The sequence below is a fragment of the Iocasia fonsfrigidae genome, assembly GCF_017751145.1.
Lineage (GTDB): Bacteria > Bacillota > Halanaerobiia > Halanaerobiales > DTU029 > Iocasia > Iocasia fonsfrigidae.
On record NZ_CP046640.1, the window covers coordinates 2,896,651 to 2,913,977 of the forward strand.

General features: G+C 37.6%; 12 protein-coding genes. All 12 read right to left on the reverse strand.

Going from position 1 to position 17,327, the window contains the following annotated elements; all coding sequences use genetic code 11:
• Nucleotides 1-396: 396 nt before the first annotated feature.
• Nucleotides 397-3,051: a pyruvate, phosphate dikinase gene (ppdK, locus tag GM661_RS13940; protein ID WP_230867384.1), complete on the reverse strand. Its 2,655-nt coding sequence runs from the start codon at nt 3,049-3,051 to the stop codon at nt 397-399.
• A 224-nt stretch (nt 3,052-3,275) separates the two neighbouring features.
• On the reverse strand, nt 3,276-4,694 hold the full coding sequence (pyk, locus tag GM661_RS13945; protein ID WP_230867385.1) for a pyruvate kinase: 1,419 nt from the start codon (nt 4,692-4,694) through the stop codon (nt 3,276-3,278).
• A gap of 23 nt (nt 4,695-4,717) precedes the next feature.
• Nucleotides 4,718-5,713: a 6-phosphofructokinase gene (gene pfkA / locus GM661_RS13950; protein ID WP_125991263.1), complete on the reverse strand. Its 996-nt coding sequence runs from the start codon at nt 5,711-5,713 to the stop codon at nt 4,718-4,720.
• Nucleotides 5,710-6,711 carry an acetyl-CoA carboxylase carboxyltransferase subunit alpha gene (locus GM661_RS13955; protein ID WP_230867386.1) on the reverse strand — a complete coding sequence of 334 codons (1,002 nt, stop codon included), beginning with the start codon at nt 6,709-6,711 and terminating at the stop codon, nt 5,710-5,712. Before GM661_RS13955 ends, pfkA begins: the two co-directional genes overlap by 4 nt.
• On the reverse strand, nt 6,701-7,582 hold the full coding sequence (accD, locus tag GM661_RS13960) for an acetyl-CoA carboxylase, carboxyltransferase subunit beta (protein ID WP_230867387.1): 882 nt from the start codon (nt 7,580-7,582) through the stop codon (nt 6,701-6,703). Before accD ends, GM661_RS13955 begins: the two co-directional genes overlap by 11 nt.
• Before the next feature lie 33 nt (nt 7,583-7,615).
• Entirely contained in the window at nt 7,616-7,789 is a 174-nt protein-coding gene (locus tag GM661_RS13965; protein WP_164522338.1) for a hypothetical protein, read from the reverse strand.
• 92 nt (nt 7,790-7,881) lie between these two features.
• Nucleotides 7,882-8,100, reverse strand: a complete 219-nt coding sequence (gene mtrB / locus GM661_RS13970; protein ID WP_125991266.1) for a trp RNA-binding attenuation protein MtrB — start codon at nt 8,098-8,100, stop codon at nt 7,882-7,884.
• A gap of 452 nt (nt 8,101-8,552) precedes the next feature.
• Nucleotides 8,553-9,980, reverse strand: coding sequence for a 6-phospho-beta-glucosidase (ascB, locus tag GM661_RS13975; protein WP_230867388.1), 1,428 nt, complete (start codon nt 9,978-9,980; stop codon nt 8,553-8,555).
• Entirely contained in the window at nt 9,973-11,844 is a 1,872-nt protein-coding gene (locus GM661_RS13980) for a beta-glucoside-specific PTS transporter subunit IIABC (protein WP_230867389.1), read from the reverse strand. Before GM661_RS13980 ends, ascB begins: the two co-directional genes overlap by 8 nt.
• 214 nt (nt 11,845-12,058) lie before the next feature.
• Nucleotides 12,059-12,904 (reverse strand): BglG family transcription antiterminator LicT, encoded by an 846-nt coding sequence (gene licT, locus GM661_RS13985; protein ID WP_230867390.1) that lies wholly within the window; start codon nt 12,902-12,904, stop codon nt 12,059-12,061.
• Nucleotides 12,905-13,182: 278 nt separating this feature from the next.
• A complete protein-coding gene (locus GM661_RS13990; protein ID WP_230867391.1) occupies nt 13,183-13,671 on the reverse strand; it encodes a COG2426 family protein in 489 nt (162 codons plus the stop codon).
• Between the two features lie 226 nt (nt 13,672-13,897).
• Complete coding sequence (locus GM661_RS13995) at nt 13,898-17,287, reverse strand: DNA polymerase III subunit alpha (protein WP_230867392.1); 3,390 nt, start codon at nt 17,285-17,287, stop codon at nt 13,898-13,900.
• Nucleotides 17,288-17,327 lie beyond the last annotated feature (40 nt).

Here is a 17,327-nt window from a genome sequence, read left to right on the forward strand (position 1 = left end):
TTTTTTTAAAAGCAGACTTATCATTATATGAACTAATCACCCCCCTATATCACCACTATAACAAATATAGGTTTTGTTAAAGACATTATTAAAAAAATCACATATAGAAAATTTTTGCCAAGAAAAGGTAAAGATATCCTTTTTGTATGATTATTATGTAAATTTAGAGCTTATGTTCAGAATTCAGTTGTTCACGTCCATATTTCCTGATAATTATATCATCTGTTAAATTCAATTACAAGTAAAAAATCTACAAAAATACGTGGGTTTTAGCTGATGTTTTAGTGCAATTCACTGAGATAAAATAAATAATTTCCTTATATATAAAATATTATTAGTTCATCAAAAAACCCATACAGAGAATTATTTCCCCTATATGGGTTATCTTTTATAATACTACTGATGTGGATTATTAACTTCTGCCTGAGCTGCAGCTAAGCGAGCAATCGGCACCCTGAAAGGAGAACAGGATACATAGTTAAGGCCTACACTATGGCAGAACTTAACAGAAGATGGTTCACCACCATGTTCACCACAAATACCAACCTTTAAATTAGGATTACTTGAACGTCCTTTATTAACACCAATCTCAACTAACTGACCTACTCCATCCTGATCAAGTACCTGGAAGGGGTTCTTTTCCAGTACTTCTTCATCAAGATAATGTGCCAGGAACTTACCTTCAGCATCATCCCTACTAAATCCAAAGGTAGTCTGGGTAAGATCATTAGTTCCAAAGGAGAAAAACTCGGCTTCTTCAGCAATTTGATCAGCAGTTAGTGCAGCCCTGGGCAGTTCAATCATAGTACCAATTGTATATGATAAATCAACCCCAGCTTCTTTTATTACTGCATCAGCCGCTTTCTTAACTACCCCCTTCATTAACTTAAATTCATTAATATGTGCTACAAGGGGAATCATAATCTCTGGATGTACATCAAGACCATCTGCTTTTAATTCACAGGCTGCTTCCATAATAGCCTTAGCTTGCATTTCATATATCTCTGGGTAAGTCACCCCAAGACGACAGCCCCGGTGGCCGAGCATTGGATTCATTTCGTGTAGATTCTCAATTGTCTTTAATAATTCTTCTTTATCACTGGCATCCTTACCACCGGCCTTTAATTTGGTAACTTCTACCAATAATTCATCATGATCAGGTAGGAACTCATGTAATGGGGGATCAAGCAGTCTAATTGTCACTGGTCTTTCACCCATTGCTTTTAAGATACCTTTAAAATCACCCTTCTGCATTGGCAACAATTTCTCCAGAGCAGACTCCCTGGCCGCCTTACTATCAGCAAGAATCATATCCTGAACAATAGGTAAACGGTCTTCATCAAAGAACATGTGCTCTGTCCGGCAGAGACCAATCCCTTCTGCACCAAAATCAACAGCGGCTTCTGCGTCTTCTGGAGTATCAGCATTGGTTCTAACCTGCATTGTCCTGAAGTCATCTGCCCAACCCATCAGTTTCTCAAAGTTTTCATCCATCTCAGGGTCGATAGTAGGAACTTCTCCCAGATATACATTACCAGTACCACCATCAATTGTAATAAAATCACCCTTTTTAACTACTGTACCATCAGGGGTAGTAAATTTCTCTACACTATAGTCAACTTTAATATCCTCACAACCAGCAACAGCAGGCTTACCCATACCACGTGCTACAACAGCAGCATGGCTGGTCATACCACCACGTGAAGTAAGTACACCCTGTGCTGCCGCCATACCGTGAATATCTTCAGGTGAGGTTTCAGTCCTGACCAGTACTACCTTTTCACCAGCCTTACCCAGTTCAGCAGCCTCATCAGAATCAAAAACCACTTTACCTGCAGCCGCACCTGGTGAAGCATCAAGGCCTTTAGCCAGTATTGTAAGCTCTGCATCAGGATCAATCCTCCTGTGGAGCAGTTCATCAAGTTTCTGCGGCTCTATCCTACCTACAGCTGTCCTTTTATCAATCAAACCCTCTTCTTCCAGGTCAACAGCAATTTTAACAGCCGCCCTGGCAGTTCTTTTGCCAGTACGTGTCTGCAGCATGAAAAGTTCGCCTTCCTGGATAGTAAACTCAACATCCTGTACATCAGTATAGTGTTTCTCTAGTTTTTCAAAAATGTCAGTCAGTTGTTTGTAAATCTCAGGCATTTCTTCTTCTAACTGGGCAATAGGTTTAGGGGTTCTAATACCGGCAACAACGTCTTCTCCCTGGGCATTTTTCAGGTATTCACCCCAGTATTTGTTTTCCCCGGTTGACGGGTTACGGGTAAAAGCAACACCTGTACCAGAATTCTCACCCATATTACCATAAACCATAGTTTGCACATTTACTGCTGTACCCCAGTGATGTGGAATATCATTAATATTCCTGTAACTAATAGCCCTTTCATTGTTCCAGGAACCAAATACAGCATCAATCGCTGCCCATAACTGAGCTTTTGGTTCTTCAGGGAAATCTTCCCCGGTTGTTTCTTTTATATGGGCCTTAAATTCACCCACCAGTTCCTTTAAAGACTCAGCTGGAATCTCTGTATCATAATCAACACCAAGTTTTTCTTTCTTTTTCTCTAGAATCTCTTCGAACTCAGCACCATCCATACCTAAAACAACATTACCAAACATCTGCACAAAACGGCGGTATGAGTCATAGGCAAATCTTTCATTATTGGTCTGTTTGATTACTCCCTGTACTGTTTCATCATTAAGACCAAGATTTAAAACCGTGTCCATCATACCAGGCATTGAAACCCGGGCACCAGAACGAACAGAAAAGAGTAAGGGGTCATTAACATCCCCAAATTCCTTACCCATCAACCCCTCTACCTTGGACAGGGCCTCTTCAACTTGTTCATCCAGACCCTCTGGATAATTCTCATTATTTTCATAATAAAGGGTACACACATTTGTTGTAATCGTAAAGCCAGGGGGGACATTAATCCCTAGGTTTGTCATCTCAGCCAGGTTAGCACCTTTCCCCCCGAGAAGATTCTTTAATTCAGTTTTACCATCAGCTTTTCCACCACCAAAAGAATAAACATACTTTTCTACCATTAAAAAAATACCTCCTTAAGTAAATCTACCTCTTTTAATCTATTATCTTTATTTTAGATTATAAATATGTAAATTTTTTAAATTTTGCTAACCACCCCCAAGTATAATTATTTCTTAAAATTATATTTAGAACTCAATCACATAATAACTATTCAAGATAAAAAAACAAATACCTCCTAAAAAATGAATTATAAAAATATTAAAACTTTTACTTATAAACACTACTAAATTACCAGTACTTCAATCAGATTAGTGGTACCAGACATACTAACAGGTACACCAGCAGTAATAGTAACCAAATCACCCTTTTCAACTAAACCATGTCCTAAAATAGTAGTAATAGCATTATCAATCATTTCATCTGTAGTCTTACTCTGCGGTACTTTGAGTGGATAAACACCCCAGCAGAGTTTTAAATACCTTATTACTGCCTCATTATGTGTAACTGCTATAATAGGTAGCATTGGTCGGTGTTTGGACACCATTCGGGCCGTAAAACCAGAACTGGTTGCAGTAATAATACACCGGGCATTCAAATCCATTGCTGTTTTACACGAGGCTAAGCTTATAGCTTCAGTTACTGTCTTAGAGGAGGTATTCTCATAACTCTTTATTTTTCCACTATAATGAGTAGAAAACTCAATCTCCCGGGCTATATTGGCCATAGTATTGACTGTTTCCACTGGATAATCACCTATAGCTGATTCCCCAGAGAGCATGATAGCATCTGTCCCATCAAAAATTGCATTAGCCACATCAGAGGCCTCTGCTCTGGTTGGGCGGGGGTTACGTATCATTGAATCCAACATCTGGGTGGCAGTAATCACCGGTTTAGCAGCCTGCTTACATTTGTTGATTATCGTCTTCTGGATTAAAGGAACCTTTTCCGGCGGTATCTCAACACCCAGGTCTCCCCTTGCAATCATTATACCATCAGACACCTCAATAATCTCATCTATATTATCTACACCCTCTTGGTTCTCAATTTTAGAGATAATATAGATATCCTCAGCCTTTTCCTCAATTAATAACTTGCGTATCTCAAGTACATCCCGCGCCTTCCTGACAAATGAAGCAGCAATAAAACTTACCCCATTTTCAATACCAAAACGAATATCATTTTTATCTTTCTCAGTCAAGGCAGGGAGTTTTAGTGATATACCAGGTAGATTGACACCTTTATGGCTGCCTAAAAATCCTTCATTGAGAATCTCACACCTGATCTCATGATCATTTATGCCCAACACCTTTAGTTCAATTAGGCCATCATCAATCAAGATCTTGGAGCCTTTTTTAACATCCTCTGGTAAATGATTATAGGAAACAGAAACACTGGTATTGTTACTGTTAGACTTTTCATCTGTAGTTAGGATAATTTCCCGGCCTCTTTCAAGCTTGACTTGCCCCTCACTCATTGAGCCTGTCCTTATCTCTGGTCCTTTAGTATCCATCATAATAGGGATTATCTTACCAGTCTCCTTTACTACTTCATGCACAAGTTCAATGCGTTGACCATGTTCATTATAATCACCATGTGAAAAATTAAGCCTGGCAACATCCATCCCTGCCTTAACCAGCTCAACAATCATTTCTTTAGTACTACTGGCTGGACCCAGTGTACAAACTATTTTTGTCTTGCGCATTTTCATATCACCCCTGCTGTTTACTAGGAAAGAATCGTTCCTAACTCATATAAACCCATATCTATTTCTTTTTTAGTACTTAAGACTTCACTAATTTTATGATAAACCAGCTCTCTACCTTCTATACCAATCATTATATTAGATTCACCTGCCAGTAATAATTCCACTGCCTTAGCACCCATTCTGCTGGCAAGCACCCTGTCTCTAACTGTTGGTGAACCACCCCTCTGTAGGTGTCCCAGGATAATTACCCTGGTCTCCTGACCTGTTTTATCTGATATAAGTCTACTGATAAAAAAAGCTGGACTCTCATCCAAATTACGATTAGTCTTAAAGTCCTCACCAACCCCTTCAGCAACCAGTACAATATTATGTAATCTGCCCATTTCCTGGCGCTTTATCAGCTTATTACAAATATCATCTAGATCATAATTCATCTCTGGTATAAGAATAGCATCTGCTCCACCAGCCAGGGCAGTCATAACTGTCAGAAAACCACACCTCCTGCCCATTGTTTCTATAACAAAAGTACGTTCATGAGAAGTAGCTGTATCCCTGATCTTATTGATAGCATCAATAACCGTATTCATAGCGGTATCACAGCCGATAGTTATCTCAGTACCGGCCAGGTCATTATCAATAGTCCCAGGTATACCAATTACTGGAATGCCAAGTTCTTTATCTATTTTTTGTGCGCCAGTTAATGAACCATCACCACCAATTACTACCAGGGCTTCGATCCCCTCCTGCTGCATATTATGTAGGGCCTTCTGGCGGCCCTCAGGGGTTTTGAACTCCTCACAGCGGGCAGAAAGCAGGATAGTCCCCCCTCGTTGTATAATATCACTTACCGAACTCCGGTTCATCTGATAGAAATCGCCGTCAATTAAACCAGCATATCCCCTCCTGATTCCAACAACATTAAGACCATGATGTAAGGCAACCCTGACAACTGACCTTATTGCTGCATTCATCCCAGGGGCATCCCCACCACTTGTTAAAACACCTATCTTATTCATCTAGCTTCCTCCTTTACTTCCTCAGGTAATGCAATCGTTTCCTTATTTGAGAATTCACCCATATTCCTATATTTTTTATAGCGTTGTTCAAGTAATTCATCTCTACTTAGTACTGATAGTTCTTTCATATTACTAATAATCTCGTTTTTAAGCAACAGAGCAGCCTTCTTGGGGTCTTTATGTGCCCCACCAACTGGTTCTGTAACAATTTTATCAATTAAACGCAGCTCCCTTAAAGCATTAGCAGTAATCTTCAAGGCTTCAGCAGCCTCAGCTGACTTTTCGGCATCCTTCCACAGAATAGCAGCACAGGCCTCGGGCGAAGAAACCGAATAATAAGTATATTCCATCATTAAAATCCTGTCCCCTAGACCAATACCTAATGCCCCACCACTACCACCTTCACCTGTCACAACAACTACAATAGGCACTTTAATAGAGGACATCTCCATCAGATTAGTAGCGATAGCTTCAGCCTGACCCCTTTCCTCAGCACCTATCCCAGGATAGGCCCCTGGTGTATTTATCATTGTTATAATGGGTCTATCAAATTTTTCAGCCTGTTTCATTAGCCTCAGGGCTTTGCGGTATCCTTCAGGGTGAGCCATTGCAAAATTTCTTCTCAGGTTTTCTTTAGTAGACTTACCCTTTTGGTGACCGAGGAAAGTATACGGTTTTCCAGCTATTAAACCTATACCCCCAATTAAGGCTTTATCATCACCAAATCTGCGGTCACCATGTAATTCCATAAATTGATCAAAGATATACTCAATATAATCGCGGGCTGTAGGCCTATTCTGGTGTCTGGCAATCTGCAGTATTTGTTTGGTATTTAAATTGGCATATATCTCACAACGCAAATTTTTTGCTCTCTCACGTAGACGCTTAACCTCTTCACTGAGATCAAGACCTTTTTCATCCATAAACGATTGTAATTCCTTAATTTTCTCCGCTAGTTCAATTAGTGGTTTCTCAAATTCCAGTACATTATTGGGCATATTCATTCACCCCACTATATTGATGGATCTCTAAAATAGCTTTTAATTCATCACGCATTTTATGACGGGGAGTCACTCTATCTACCATACCATGTTCCAGGAGAAATTCTGCCTTTTGAAATCCTTCTGGGAGGTCTGCACTAATAGTCTGTTTAATAACACGAGGCCCGGCAAAGGCTATTAAAGCCCCTTTTTCAGCAATAATTATGTCAGCCAAGGTGGCAAAACTAGCAGTAACACCACCTGATGTCGGGTCAGTCATTACACAGACATATAAAAGCCCAGCCTGATGAATCTTTTTTACAGCAGCACTGGTTTTAGCCATCTGCATCAAAGAAAGAAGGCCCTCCTGCATTCTGGCTCCTCCAGCTGTACTAAAGATTATTAAGGGCTTTTTCTTCTCAATAGCCTTCTCTATTGCCAGGGTAATTTTTTCACCAACTACCGACCCCATACTTCCCCCCATAAAATTAAAATCCATAATAGCAATTACTATCTGATGTCCGCCAATCAATGCTTCACCAGTAATTACAGCTTCATTTAGATTTGTTTTAATCTTTGCCCTGACCATCTTCTCTACATAGTTAGGGAAATCAAGCGGGTCTTTACTATATATATCTTCAGCAAACTCCTTAAAGCTGCCCTCATCAACAGTAATTGCCAGCCTATCCCTGGCAGTCAAACGGAAATGCTTACCACACTTGGGGCAGACCATCAGGTTTTCAACTAGTTTTTTATTAAAGATTATTTCTTTACATTCATTACATTTAGTCCAGAGGCGGTTATCTGGAGAAGACTCCTCTTTTTTATCACGATTATCTCTTGACTTAACAGTTACATATTTTGACTTGCCAAATAAATCCTTTAACATCACTTTCACCTCAAATTAAAGAAATTAAACCATTCAAATTGTATCACTAAGAATCTGGTAGACTTCTTCTGCTTCAGACTGGGGAACCTTGATTTGAATTGTACCATCATCCATTGCCTCTAATTTTACTAAAAAACCCTGTTCAATTAATTTATCTTTAATTGAATTAGCCTCTTTCTCATTAGTAATATAGATAACCTGCCACATATAAATCCCCCACATTCCTAATATTATAAAATAATAATCCAGACAGTTCTAGCACCTCTAGTTAAAAGAAAAACCAGCCTTAATTGCCTGGTTTAATCTCCTGAGCCAATTGATCCATTTTTAGTCATAATCTCCGCCTTGCCCCTTATCTTGATAGCAGAGGTGTGGTCTGTAAATTGAGCAAGCAACACTTCTCCCTTATCCAGCTTTTCTGTATGATGAAATTTAGTTTCTTTACCGCGGGTCAAACCGATTAATGTTACACCATCTTCAAGAGCTTTTACAACAATATAATCAGCTTTCACATCCATAAAATTAACCCCCTTATTTTTTTTATAATACACTTTTTTCTATTTAATGTCAAGCCAAACAAGGGGTCAATTTAGTATTATCGCCTTAGACCCTCTGAATAGAAATCCTTCATTACATAAAAAGCAAGCTTCTTATTTTTTTTATCCCTGGGACAGTAATCCCCTTAGTAACTACTAGAGCAAATTAAATTTTTTAATCACATATCTATAGGCCTATTAAAAATTTTAAATAAACCTGCCTCTTTTTTTAGAAGCAGGTTTTCATCTTCACATTTTATTTGAAATTTCTTGAATTTTAATATTAATAACAGAATCTATATTCTATATAAAGAAGCTAAAAAAACCAAAGAATCTATCGTTAATTGACGGTACACCTATAGAGATAAGCAGGCTTAAAACTTAATATTAATATAATTTTAAAGAAAATAATGAACGCTTTTACATAACAACAGCTACAGCTCTTCTCCATTTGATTCGATAACTTTTTTATACCACCAAAAAGATTTCTTTTTAATCCGTTTCAAGGTCCCATTTCCTTCATTATCTCTGTCTACATAGATAAATCCATACCTCTTTTCCATCTCTCCTGTACCAGCACTTACTAAGTCAATACATCCCCAAACCAAATACCCAAGACATTCTATACCATCCGCTATAGCACCTTTCATAGCCTTTATATGCTCTTTAACATAGGAAATTCGATAATCATCATGAATTTCTCCATTTTCATCTACTTTATCACTGACGCCAAGACCATTTTCAACTATAAAAAGGGGCTTCTGATAACGATCGTATAATTCATTCATGGTTATTCGAAGCCCTATTGGGTCAATCTGTCTTCCCCATGGCGTTGCTTCTAAATAAGGATTCCGCAAAGTTGTAACTGCATTACCATCAGCAATGTTCTTTAAAACCTTCTTATTAACACTAATCAATCTGCTCGAGTAATAACTCAATGCAATATAATCTACCTTATGCTTTTTAAAAATCACCTCATCTTCTGCTGCTATTTTTATGCAGACCCCTTTTTTCTTTAATAAACGTTTTGTATAGCTTGGGTATCCGCCTCTCGCCTGCACATCAATAAAGAAATACATGTCCTGATTTTTCTCAACTGCTGCCCATACATCCTTTGGATTACAGCTATATGGATAATAAGAACCAGCCGCCAGCATACAGCCCATTTTCCCGTTTTTACTTATATCACGCAGCAACTTAGTAGCCAGGGCACTGGCTACTAATTGGTGATGTGCCGCCTGATATGATACCTGCATCACATCATCGTCATCTTTTAAAATAATTCCCCCACCAAAAAATGGAATGTGAGTAATCATGTTTATTTCATTAAATGAAATCCAATATTTTACTACTTCTGCATAACGTTTAAATACAACTTTACAATATTTAAGGTAAAAATCAACTAGTTTTCGATTATACCACCCGCCGTATTTTTTGCTCAAATTTAATGGTGTATCAAAATGAGATAAGGTTACTACTGGTTCTATATTGTATTTTCTACATTCTTCAAACAAACGATCATAAAATTTAAGTCCCAGTTCATTTGGCTCTTTATCATCTCCATTAGGAAATATTCTAGGCCAACTTATGGATGTACGAAAAGCCTTTATTCCCATTTCTGCTAAAAGCTTGATATCTTCTTTATAGTTATGGTAAAAATCTATTCCTTCATGGCTTGGATAATATCCATACTTTTTGGTCAATGCAAGTTGAGGATTATACATAGCTTCCTTTCTACCATATTGAACTGATGGAAGAATATCCATACAGGACAAGCCCTTCCCATCCTCCAAATGGGCTCCTTCACATTGATTGGCAGCCATAGCTCCTCCCCACAGGAAGTCTTTATCTAGTCTATTCATCATATACCCCTTCTAAAATCATCATTATTAATTCACCTGTTTCTACTTTTCCTTCCTCCACACCAACAACGTCTAAATAATCATCTGAGTTTGTAACAACTATAGGCGTAGTACATTCATAGCCTTCCTTCTCTATTGCTTCTTTGTCAAACTCTAGCAACGGGTCTCCTTTTTTAATTGTATCGCCTTTTTTCACTAGAGTATTAAAATGCTTACCTTCAAGTTCCATCGTGTCAATTCCAACATGTATCAACAGCTCTATACCTTCCTCACTTGTTAAGCCAATAGCATGCTTTGTACTGAATACCATTGTTGCAGTTCCATCAAAAGGTGCTACAACTTTCCCTGTTTTTGGAATTATAGCTACACCTTTTCCAGTAACTTCATTGGCAAAACTATCATCATCAACTTTGTTAATATCGATTATCTGTCCTTCCATCGGGCTATAAATATCTATTCTTCTATTTAATGATAACTTATTTTTTATTGATTCTCCCCCTAAAATATTCTCTGTTCCCATATCTTTTGGTTCTTCAAATCCTAAGATCCAAGTAAGGATAAAGGTAACAATAAAACCAATTATGCAAGAAATAACTGCATGAACTATATTCATTGGATTTTCTCCGATAAAAACAGGAAGTGATAATAGTCCTGGTGTTCCAGATGTATAGCGGACAACCCCCATAACGCCGGCATATAAACCACCAGAAGCACCGCCAATCATGACAGCAATCAATGGCTTTTTTAATTTCAGCGTAATCCCATACATTGCTGGCTCTGTAATACCCATAAGTGCTGTAATACCTGATGAATAACCCAGTTGTTTCAATTTTATATTATTTGACTTAATAGCTACACACAAGGCTGCAGCTCCTTGACATATATTGGAAACAAGACTTCCTGGCCCCATAATTGCTTCGTAACCATACGTAGAATAAGAAGTTAATAAGATTGGCAAAAAACTCCAATGCATACCTGTCAATACTAATAGTGGCATAAATGCCCCCATGACAGTAGGAACAAACCATCTTACATGTGTGTTTAAGAAACCTACTACTGTAGCAATACCAGTACCAATAATAGAGCCTAGCGGTCCTAATACTATTAATGTAATTGGTGATACTATCAAAATAACTAGTACTGGTTTTGTAAAAAATTTAATTGGTTTCGGCGATATTTTATCTGCATATCGCTCTACATAACCCATGAACCAAACAGCTAAAATAATGGGAATAACACTGGAGGCATAATTAACTAATTTAACTGGAATCCCTAAAAAACTAATTGGATCTCCTGCTGTCACCATTGCTTTAAAACCTGGGTGTAACAATATTCCCCCAATCATTGCTGCTAAATATGGATTGCCTCCCAGTTTTTTTGCTGTTGAAAATCCAAGCATAACAGGTAAAAAGTAAAAACCTGCATCTGCAACAAAGCTTAAGATAGAATAAACCTGTGAATCCTTTGACATTCCAAGAAGAACAAATATAACTAAAATAGCCTTTATCATACCAGCTGCTGTAATTGCCGGAATAACTGGTGTGAAAATAGAGGCCAAAATATCCATCAACCTTTCCAGTTTCCCACCTTTTTGTTTGGAATGCTCAGCGGACACACTTATATGCCCTAGCTTTCCCATTTCCTCACATACGTTCGCAACCTCTGTACCAATAATAATCTGATATTGGCCTGACTTATAAATGGCATCCATAACACCATCTATCTTCTTTAAGTCTTCTAAATCAACTAATCTTTCATCTTTAAAATTCATTCTTAACCGAGTAGCACAGTTTGCTAATTGAGCAATATTATTAATACCGCCTACATAGCTTAAAATATCTTTTGCTAATTTTCGATTATCCATAATTTATTCCTCCCTTTTTAGTTTTATTTATTTTCACAAAAAAGCATCGACTTTCTTTTTTGTGAAAATAAATAAAAAACCTAAATTCAAGAAAACATAATTGGCTTTTACATTCTCAAGCCGAAATTTATTTTCCATGAATTTAGGTATTGCCCTTATACGGTTACAACCCTTATTTTCTTAACAATATTTATTTTTAATTTTCTTATCATCACTAACCCTTTTTTTCATACTTGATAATACGATTAATATGGATCATAAAATATACCATTTCTTCCTTAGAAATCTTGTAGTTGAATTTTTTATCAAAATAAACCTTTATCTTATCTACACACACTTTCTCTTGTGGACATTTATTTTTCACCTGCTTATATAAAAAGTCATCGTCTGTTGATACTATTTTATTATGGAGCATAAGCCTGGCAAAGTAGCGGATATGTCTAATAAATCTGCTATAGCTCAAAGATTCTTGGTCATATTCAATATTGAAATGATACTTTACAATGTTTAGCACATCATTTACAATTTCAGTAATCGTCATAGTTATCTTCATTTTTTCTCCATCCTGCTGTGCATTCACAAAGTGGAGTGCGATAAAGCCCGCTTCATCTGCTGACATTTCAATCCCTTCATAATATTGGATGATTTCCAAAGAATGACATGCTGCCTTATATTCTTTTTCATAAATTCTTTTGATTTCCCACAGCAATGCATTTTTCATTTCTATTCCCATCTTATATCTAGATAAAGCATAGCTCATATGGTCTGTTAATGCAATATAGATACTATCATGAAACTTTACCTTCAATTCTTCTTGTGCCTCATTAACAATTTTTTCTACCAATTTCACATGATTTAAAGGAACTTCCTGTAATAATTTAACAAAGCTTGAATAAAGCTCAGGAGAATCTAAGATAAAGGTTTTCTCTATTTTTGAAACATCAACCTTATCTCCAGCTTTTTTCTTAAAAGCGATTCCACGTCCAAGCAATATTACCTCTAATAATTGTTCATTTTCAGCTAAAAGAATATTATTGTTGTATACTTTCTTCACCTTCATCCAATCACACTCTCCACATAGATAACTCAGAAATTAATACTCAACATTTTCAGCAAACAACAAAATTAATATTTATTTTATATTTTACTAAAAAACACCTAAATTAGCATAGAACACTTCTTTAAGCTGTGTTCTCTCTAATTTAGGTGTTGCCTGTTCCCAGTTACAACCCTTTAATTTATTATATGATAACATAAATAAAATTATATTTCAACAAATTATATAAAATAGTTTGAAAATTACTTAAACTTAGATTAGATAACTTAAATTTTCCTCCTTTAGAATATAGCCTTACCTGTAAGACTAAGGATAGTCATTATTATCCCTGCCAGGAATATCCCGGCAATAATAGCCGGAAAAGCATAACGAAACTTAATCTTAAACAAAAGTGCTGCCAGGCTGGCTGTCCACGCCCCGGTTGTCGGTAACGGAATCGCCGTAAATAATATTAAGGCTACTGCCCCATATTTCTCTATCTGAGCACTTTTATTGATAGTCCTTTTATCCAGCCAGCCAAAAAAAGACTCCATAAAACTGGAGTTGCTTATCAAAAATAATCTAATCGGCCTTAAGTACAATAATAATGGTATCACAGGAACCGTATTACCGGCCACTGATAATAAGTAAGCCTTCCAGGGAGAAATACCCAGGGCAATAGCCAGTGGTATCGCTCCCCTGAGCTCTACAATCGGCAGACAGGCCGTAAAAAAAACAGCCCACTCCTTTGAAAGATATTGATTTAACCAGGAAAAAATCAAATCATTCATTAGCATTCCTCCAAGTATATAAATTTCATTTAATTTATTCACACTAATGCTTTGTGTAAGCCAATTATATTAATGGAGCGACTCTATATTTTTCACGTAGGCAGGACGCCGGAGTGAAAAATATATGACAGTGAGTGGAGGTACGACGCCGTAACGAACGACAAGCGGAATTAATATAATTGGCTGGAACGAGAAAGTGCAATATTTAAGTACTACTTATATATATTTAATCAAATATTTTTATTTCTATTTCCTTTAAAGGCTCAAAAGCCTGCAGCACTTTACTACTATCTCCTATCCAGTATCTCCTATTACTGAGTATTAAATCAGCATAATCCCCTCTATCTACCCTGAAAAAAACAGGATTATCTCCTTTATATTTCTGAAGAATCTCTTTTATTTCTTTAAGACTTTCTTTACTGGTCAATTCTATCATAAGGTAAGGTATCTCAAGAGAAAGAACCCTATCAGCCAGGACCTTACCCTCATCCAGTCTGCCCATTATCAAAACCTTCTTGCCTTTTTCCAGGAAATCAGCGTTATCCCTGTAAACACCCGGGAAGACAATTACCTCTATCTTACCAGCCCAGTCTTCTATTGTCAAAAAAGCCATCTGTTGCTTACGTCGGGTGATATGTTCTTTTTTTTCAATAACCATCCCTGCCACAAGTACCTTTTGAGCAGTATTTTCTTCACTATCAACATCTTTGATAAACTGGCTATCACAATTAGTAAAACAAGCTATCTTTTTTTGGAACCTGTCAAGGGGGTGTGCCGAAAGATATATTCCCAGATATTCCCGTTCCTGGGCCAGTTTCTCTTCCAGGGAAAGCTCCGCAATATCCGGGTATTTAATACTATCTTCAAAAAAATCCTCTTTATTAGCAACTACATCAAAAAACGAGGTCTGTCCTGTGCTGTGATGACGGCGCCCGGAACTTACCTTCTCATAGATTTCCTCAAACTTGATTAAAATCTGAGACCTCTTTTCTTCAAAGGATGAAAAAGCACCTGCCTTGATCAATGATTCAATAATCTGGATATTAAGAGGTCTAAGTTCAACTCTTTTGAGAAAATCCTCAAGTGAATGATAGGGTTCTGACTGCCTGCCTTCAATAATGGCCTTGATCGCTGCAGTTCCTACATTTTTAATAGCCTTTAAACCAAAGTGGATCTTCCCATCTGACATTGCCCTGAATTCATAGTGGCTTTTATTAATATCAGGGGGTAAAACCGCAATCCCCATTTCTTTACATTCACGAATATACTGTCCAACCTTATCCAGGTTGCTCATCACAGATGATAAAACTGCAGCCATAAATTCTGCTGGATGCTTTTCTTTAAGATAAGCAGTCTGATAGGCCAGCATAGCATAGGCAGCACTATGTGATTTATTAAAACCATATCCTGCAAAATATTCCATCTGATCAAAGATTTTATTGGCAATATCCTGCTTAATATCCCTTAATTCTTCAGCACCCCTGACAAACTTTGCCCGCTCATTAGCAATCAGTTCTTTTTTCTTTTTACCCATACCCCTTCTCAATAGATCAGCTTCACCCATTGTGTAGCCAGCAATCTTACTGGCAATCTCCATCACCTGTTCCTGATAGAGTATTAAACCAAATGTTTCCTTAAGTATTGGTTCAAGTGATGAATGGAGGTATTCTGGTTTTCTTAAACCATGTCTACTATCAATATACTGATCAACAAGACCACTACCAAGTGGTCCTGGACGTCCTAATGCAAGGATGGCAATTAAATCAGAGAACCTATCTGGTTTTAAGCGCTGGTTAAGGTCCTGAAAGAGGTAGGATTCCATCTGAAAGACCCCTAAGGTTCTGCCCTGCTGTAATAGTTGATAAACAGCCGGGTCATCTAATGGTATCTGCTCAACCACTATATCATGGCCACAGTTTACTTTGATATTATCCAGAGCCTTATTAATAATAGTAAGATTCCTTAAACCCAGGAAATCCATTTTCAATAAACCAAGACTCTCCAGGTCATTCATGGGAAGCTGGGTTATGACAGCTTCATCCTGGGTCTGAAGTGGTATTAATTCACTTAAATCCCTGGAGCCGATAATAATACCTGCTGCATGTGTGGAAATATGTCTTGGTAATCCCTCAACACCTCTAGCAAAATCCACCAAGCGGGCAATTTCTTGATCACTTTGATAATAATTTAATAGCTTTTCATTCATCTTCAGGGCTTCATCCAGACTAATACCCGGCCTTGACGGCACCATTTTAGCAACCCGATCAACTCTTTTTAATGGTATATTTAAAACACGTCCCACATCACGGATAGCGGCCCTGGCTGCCATAGTCCCAAAAGTCCCAATCTGGGCAACTTTCTCATCTCCATACCTTTCCCGTACATATTCTATTATCTCATCCCTTCGTTCATCAAAATCTATATCAATATCAGGCATGGTTACCCTTTCAGGGTTTAAAAACCTCTCAAAAATAAGATTATACTCCAAGGGATTAATACGGGTTATCCCCAGGAGATACGAAACCAGACTCCCGGCTGCTGAACCCCTACCCGGACCTACTCTAATATCATTTCTAACAGCATAGTCAACAAAATCCCAGACAATCAAGAAATAAGAGACATAACCCATCTCTTCAATTACCTTTAATTCATACTCAAGCCTTTCCTGGGCTACTTTATTATCAGCCAGTCCTTTATCAAGTAGACCATCCTGACACTTTCTTCTCAACAATTTTGCTGCAGCCTCTTTACCCCCGGCATCAGGGTAATCAGGCAGATAAAAGGTATTAAAGTCAAGTTTTACTTCACTACGTTCTGCTAAATCAACTGTATTCTGGTAAATTTCTGACAGTGATGGAAAAAGCCTGAACATTTCAGCAGGTTTCTTAAAATAAAATTTATCATTAGGAAAGGTCATTCTATTTTCATCATCTACTGTCTTACCTGTCTGCATTGCCAGCAAAACATCATGGAGTTCAGCATCACTTTGTTTTAAGTAGTGTACATCATTAGTAACCAGTAGTGGAATATTAAGCTCCTTACCCAGTTTAATCAAATGACTATTAACCTTTTTTTCATCTCCCAGGTGGTGGTCCTGTAATTCAAAATAGAAATTACCTTTACCAAATATCTCCCTATATTCCAGGGATGTTTCTCTGGCCTTTTCCTCTTTTCCCTTTAAAATCAATTGTGGTATTTCACCCTGAACACAGGCCGATAGAGCAACCAGTCCCTTGTGATGTTCGTATAATAAATCCTTATCTACCCTCGGCTTATAATAAAAACCTTCCAGCCAGGCTTGTGATACCAATTTTATCAGATTATGGTAACCCTCATTATCCATAGCCAGTAATACCAAATGGTATCTCTCTCTCTTACTCTTCTCAAATCTAGAACCAGGGGCTAAATAAACCTCACAACCGATAATTGGTTTAATACCTTCCCGAACAGCCTGCCGGTAAAAGTCTACTGCACCATATAAAACCCCATGATCGGTCATAGCCACTGCCGGCATAGCCAGCTCTTTACTATACTGAACAAGGTCCTTGATGCGCAGAGCTCCGTCCAGAAGACTATATTCAGTATGGACGTGTAAGTGAACAAAGTTAGCTGTCATAATTATCCTTCTTTCAAATTATAATTATAATGAGGTGAAA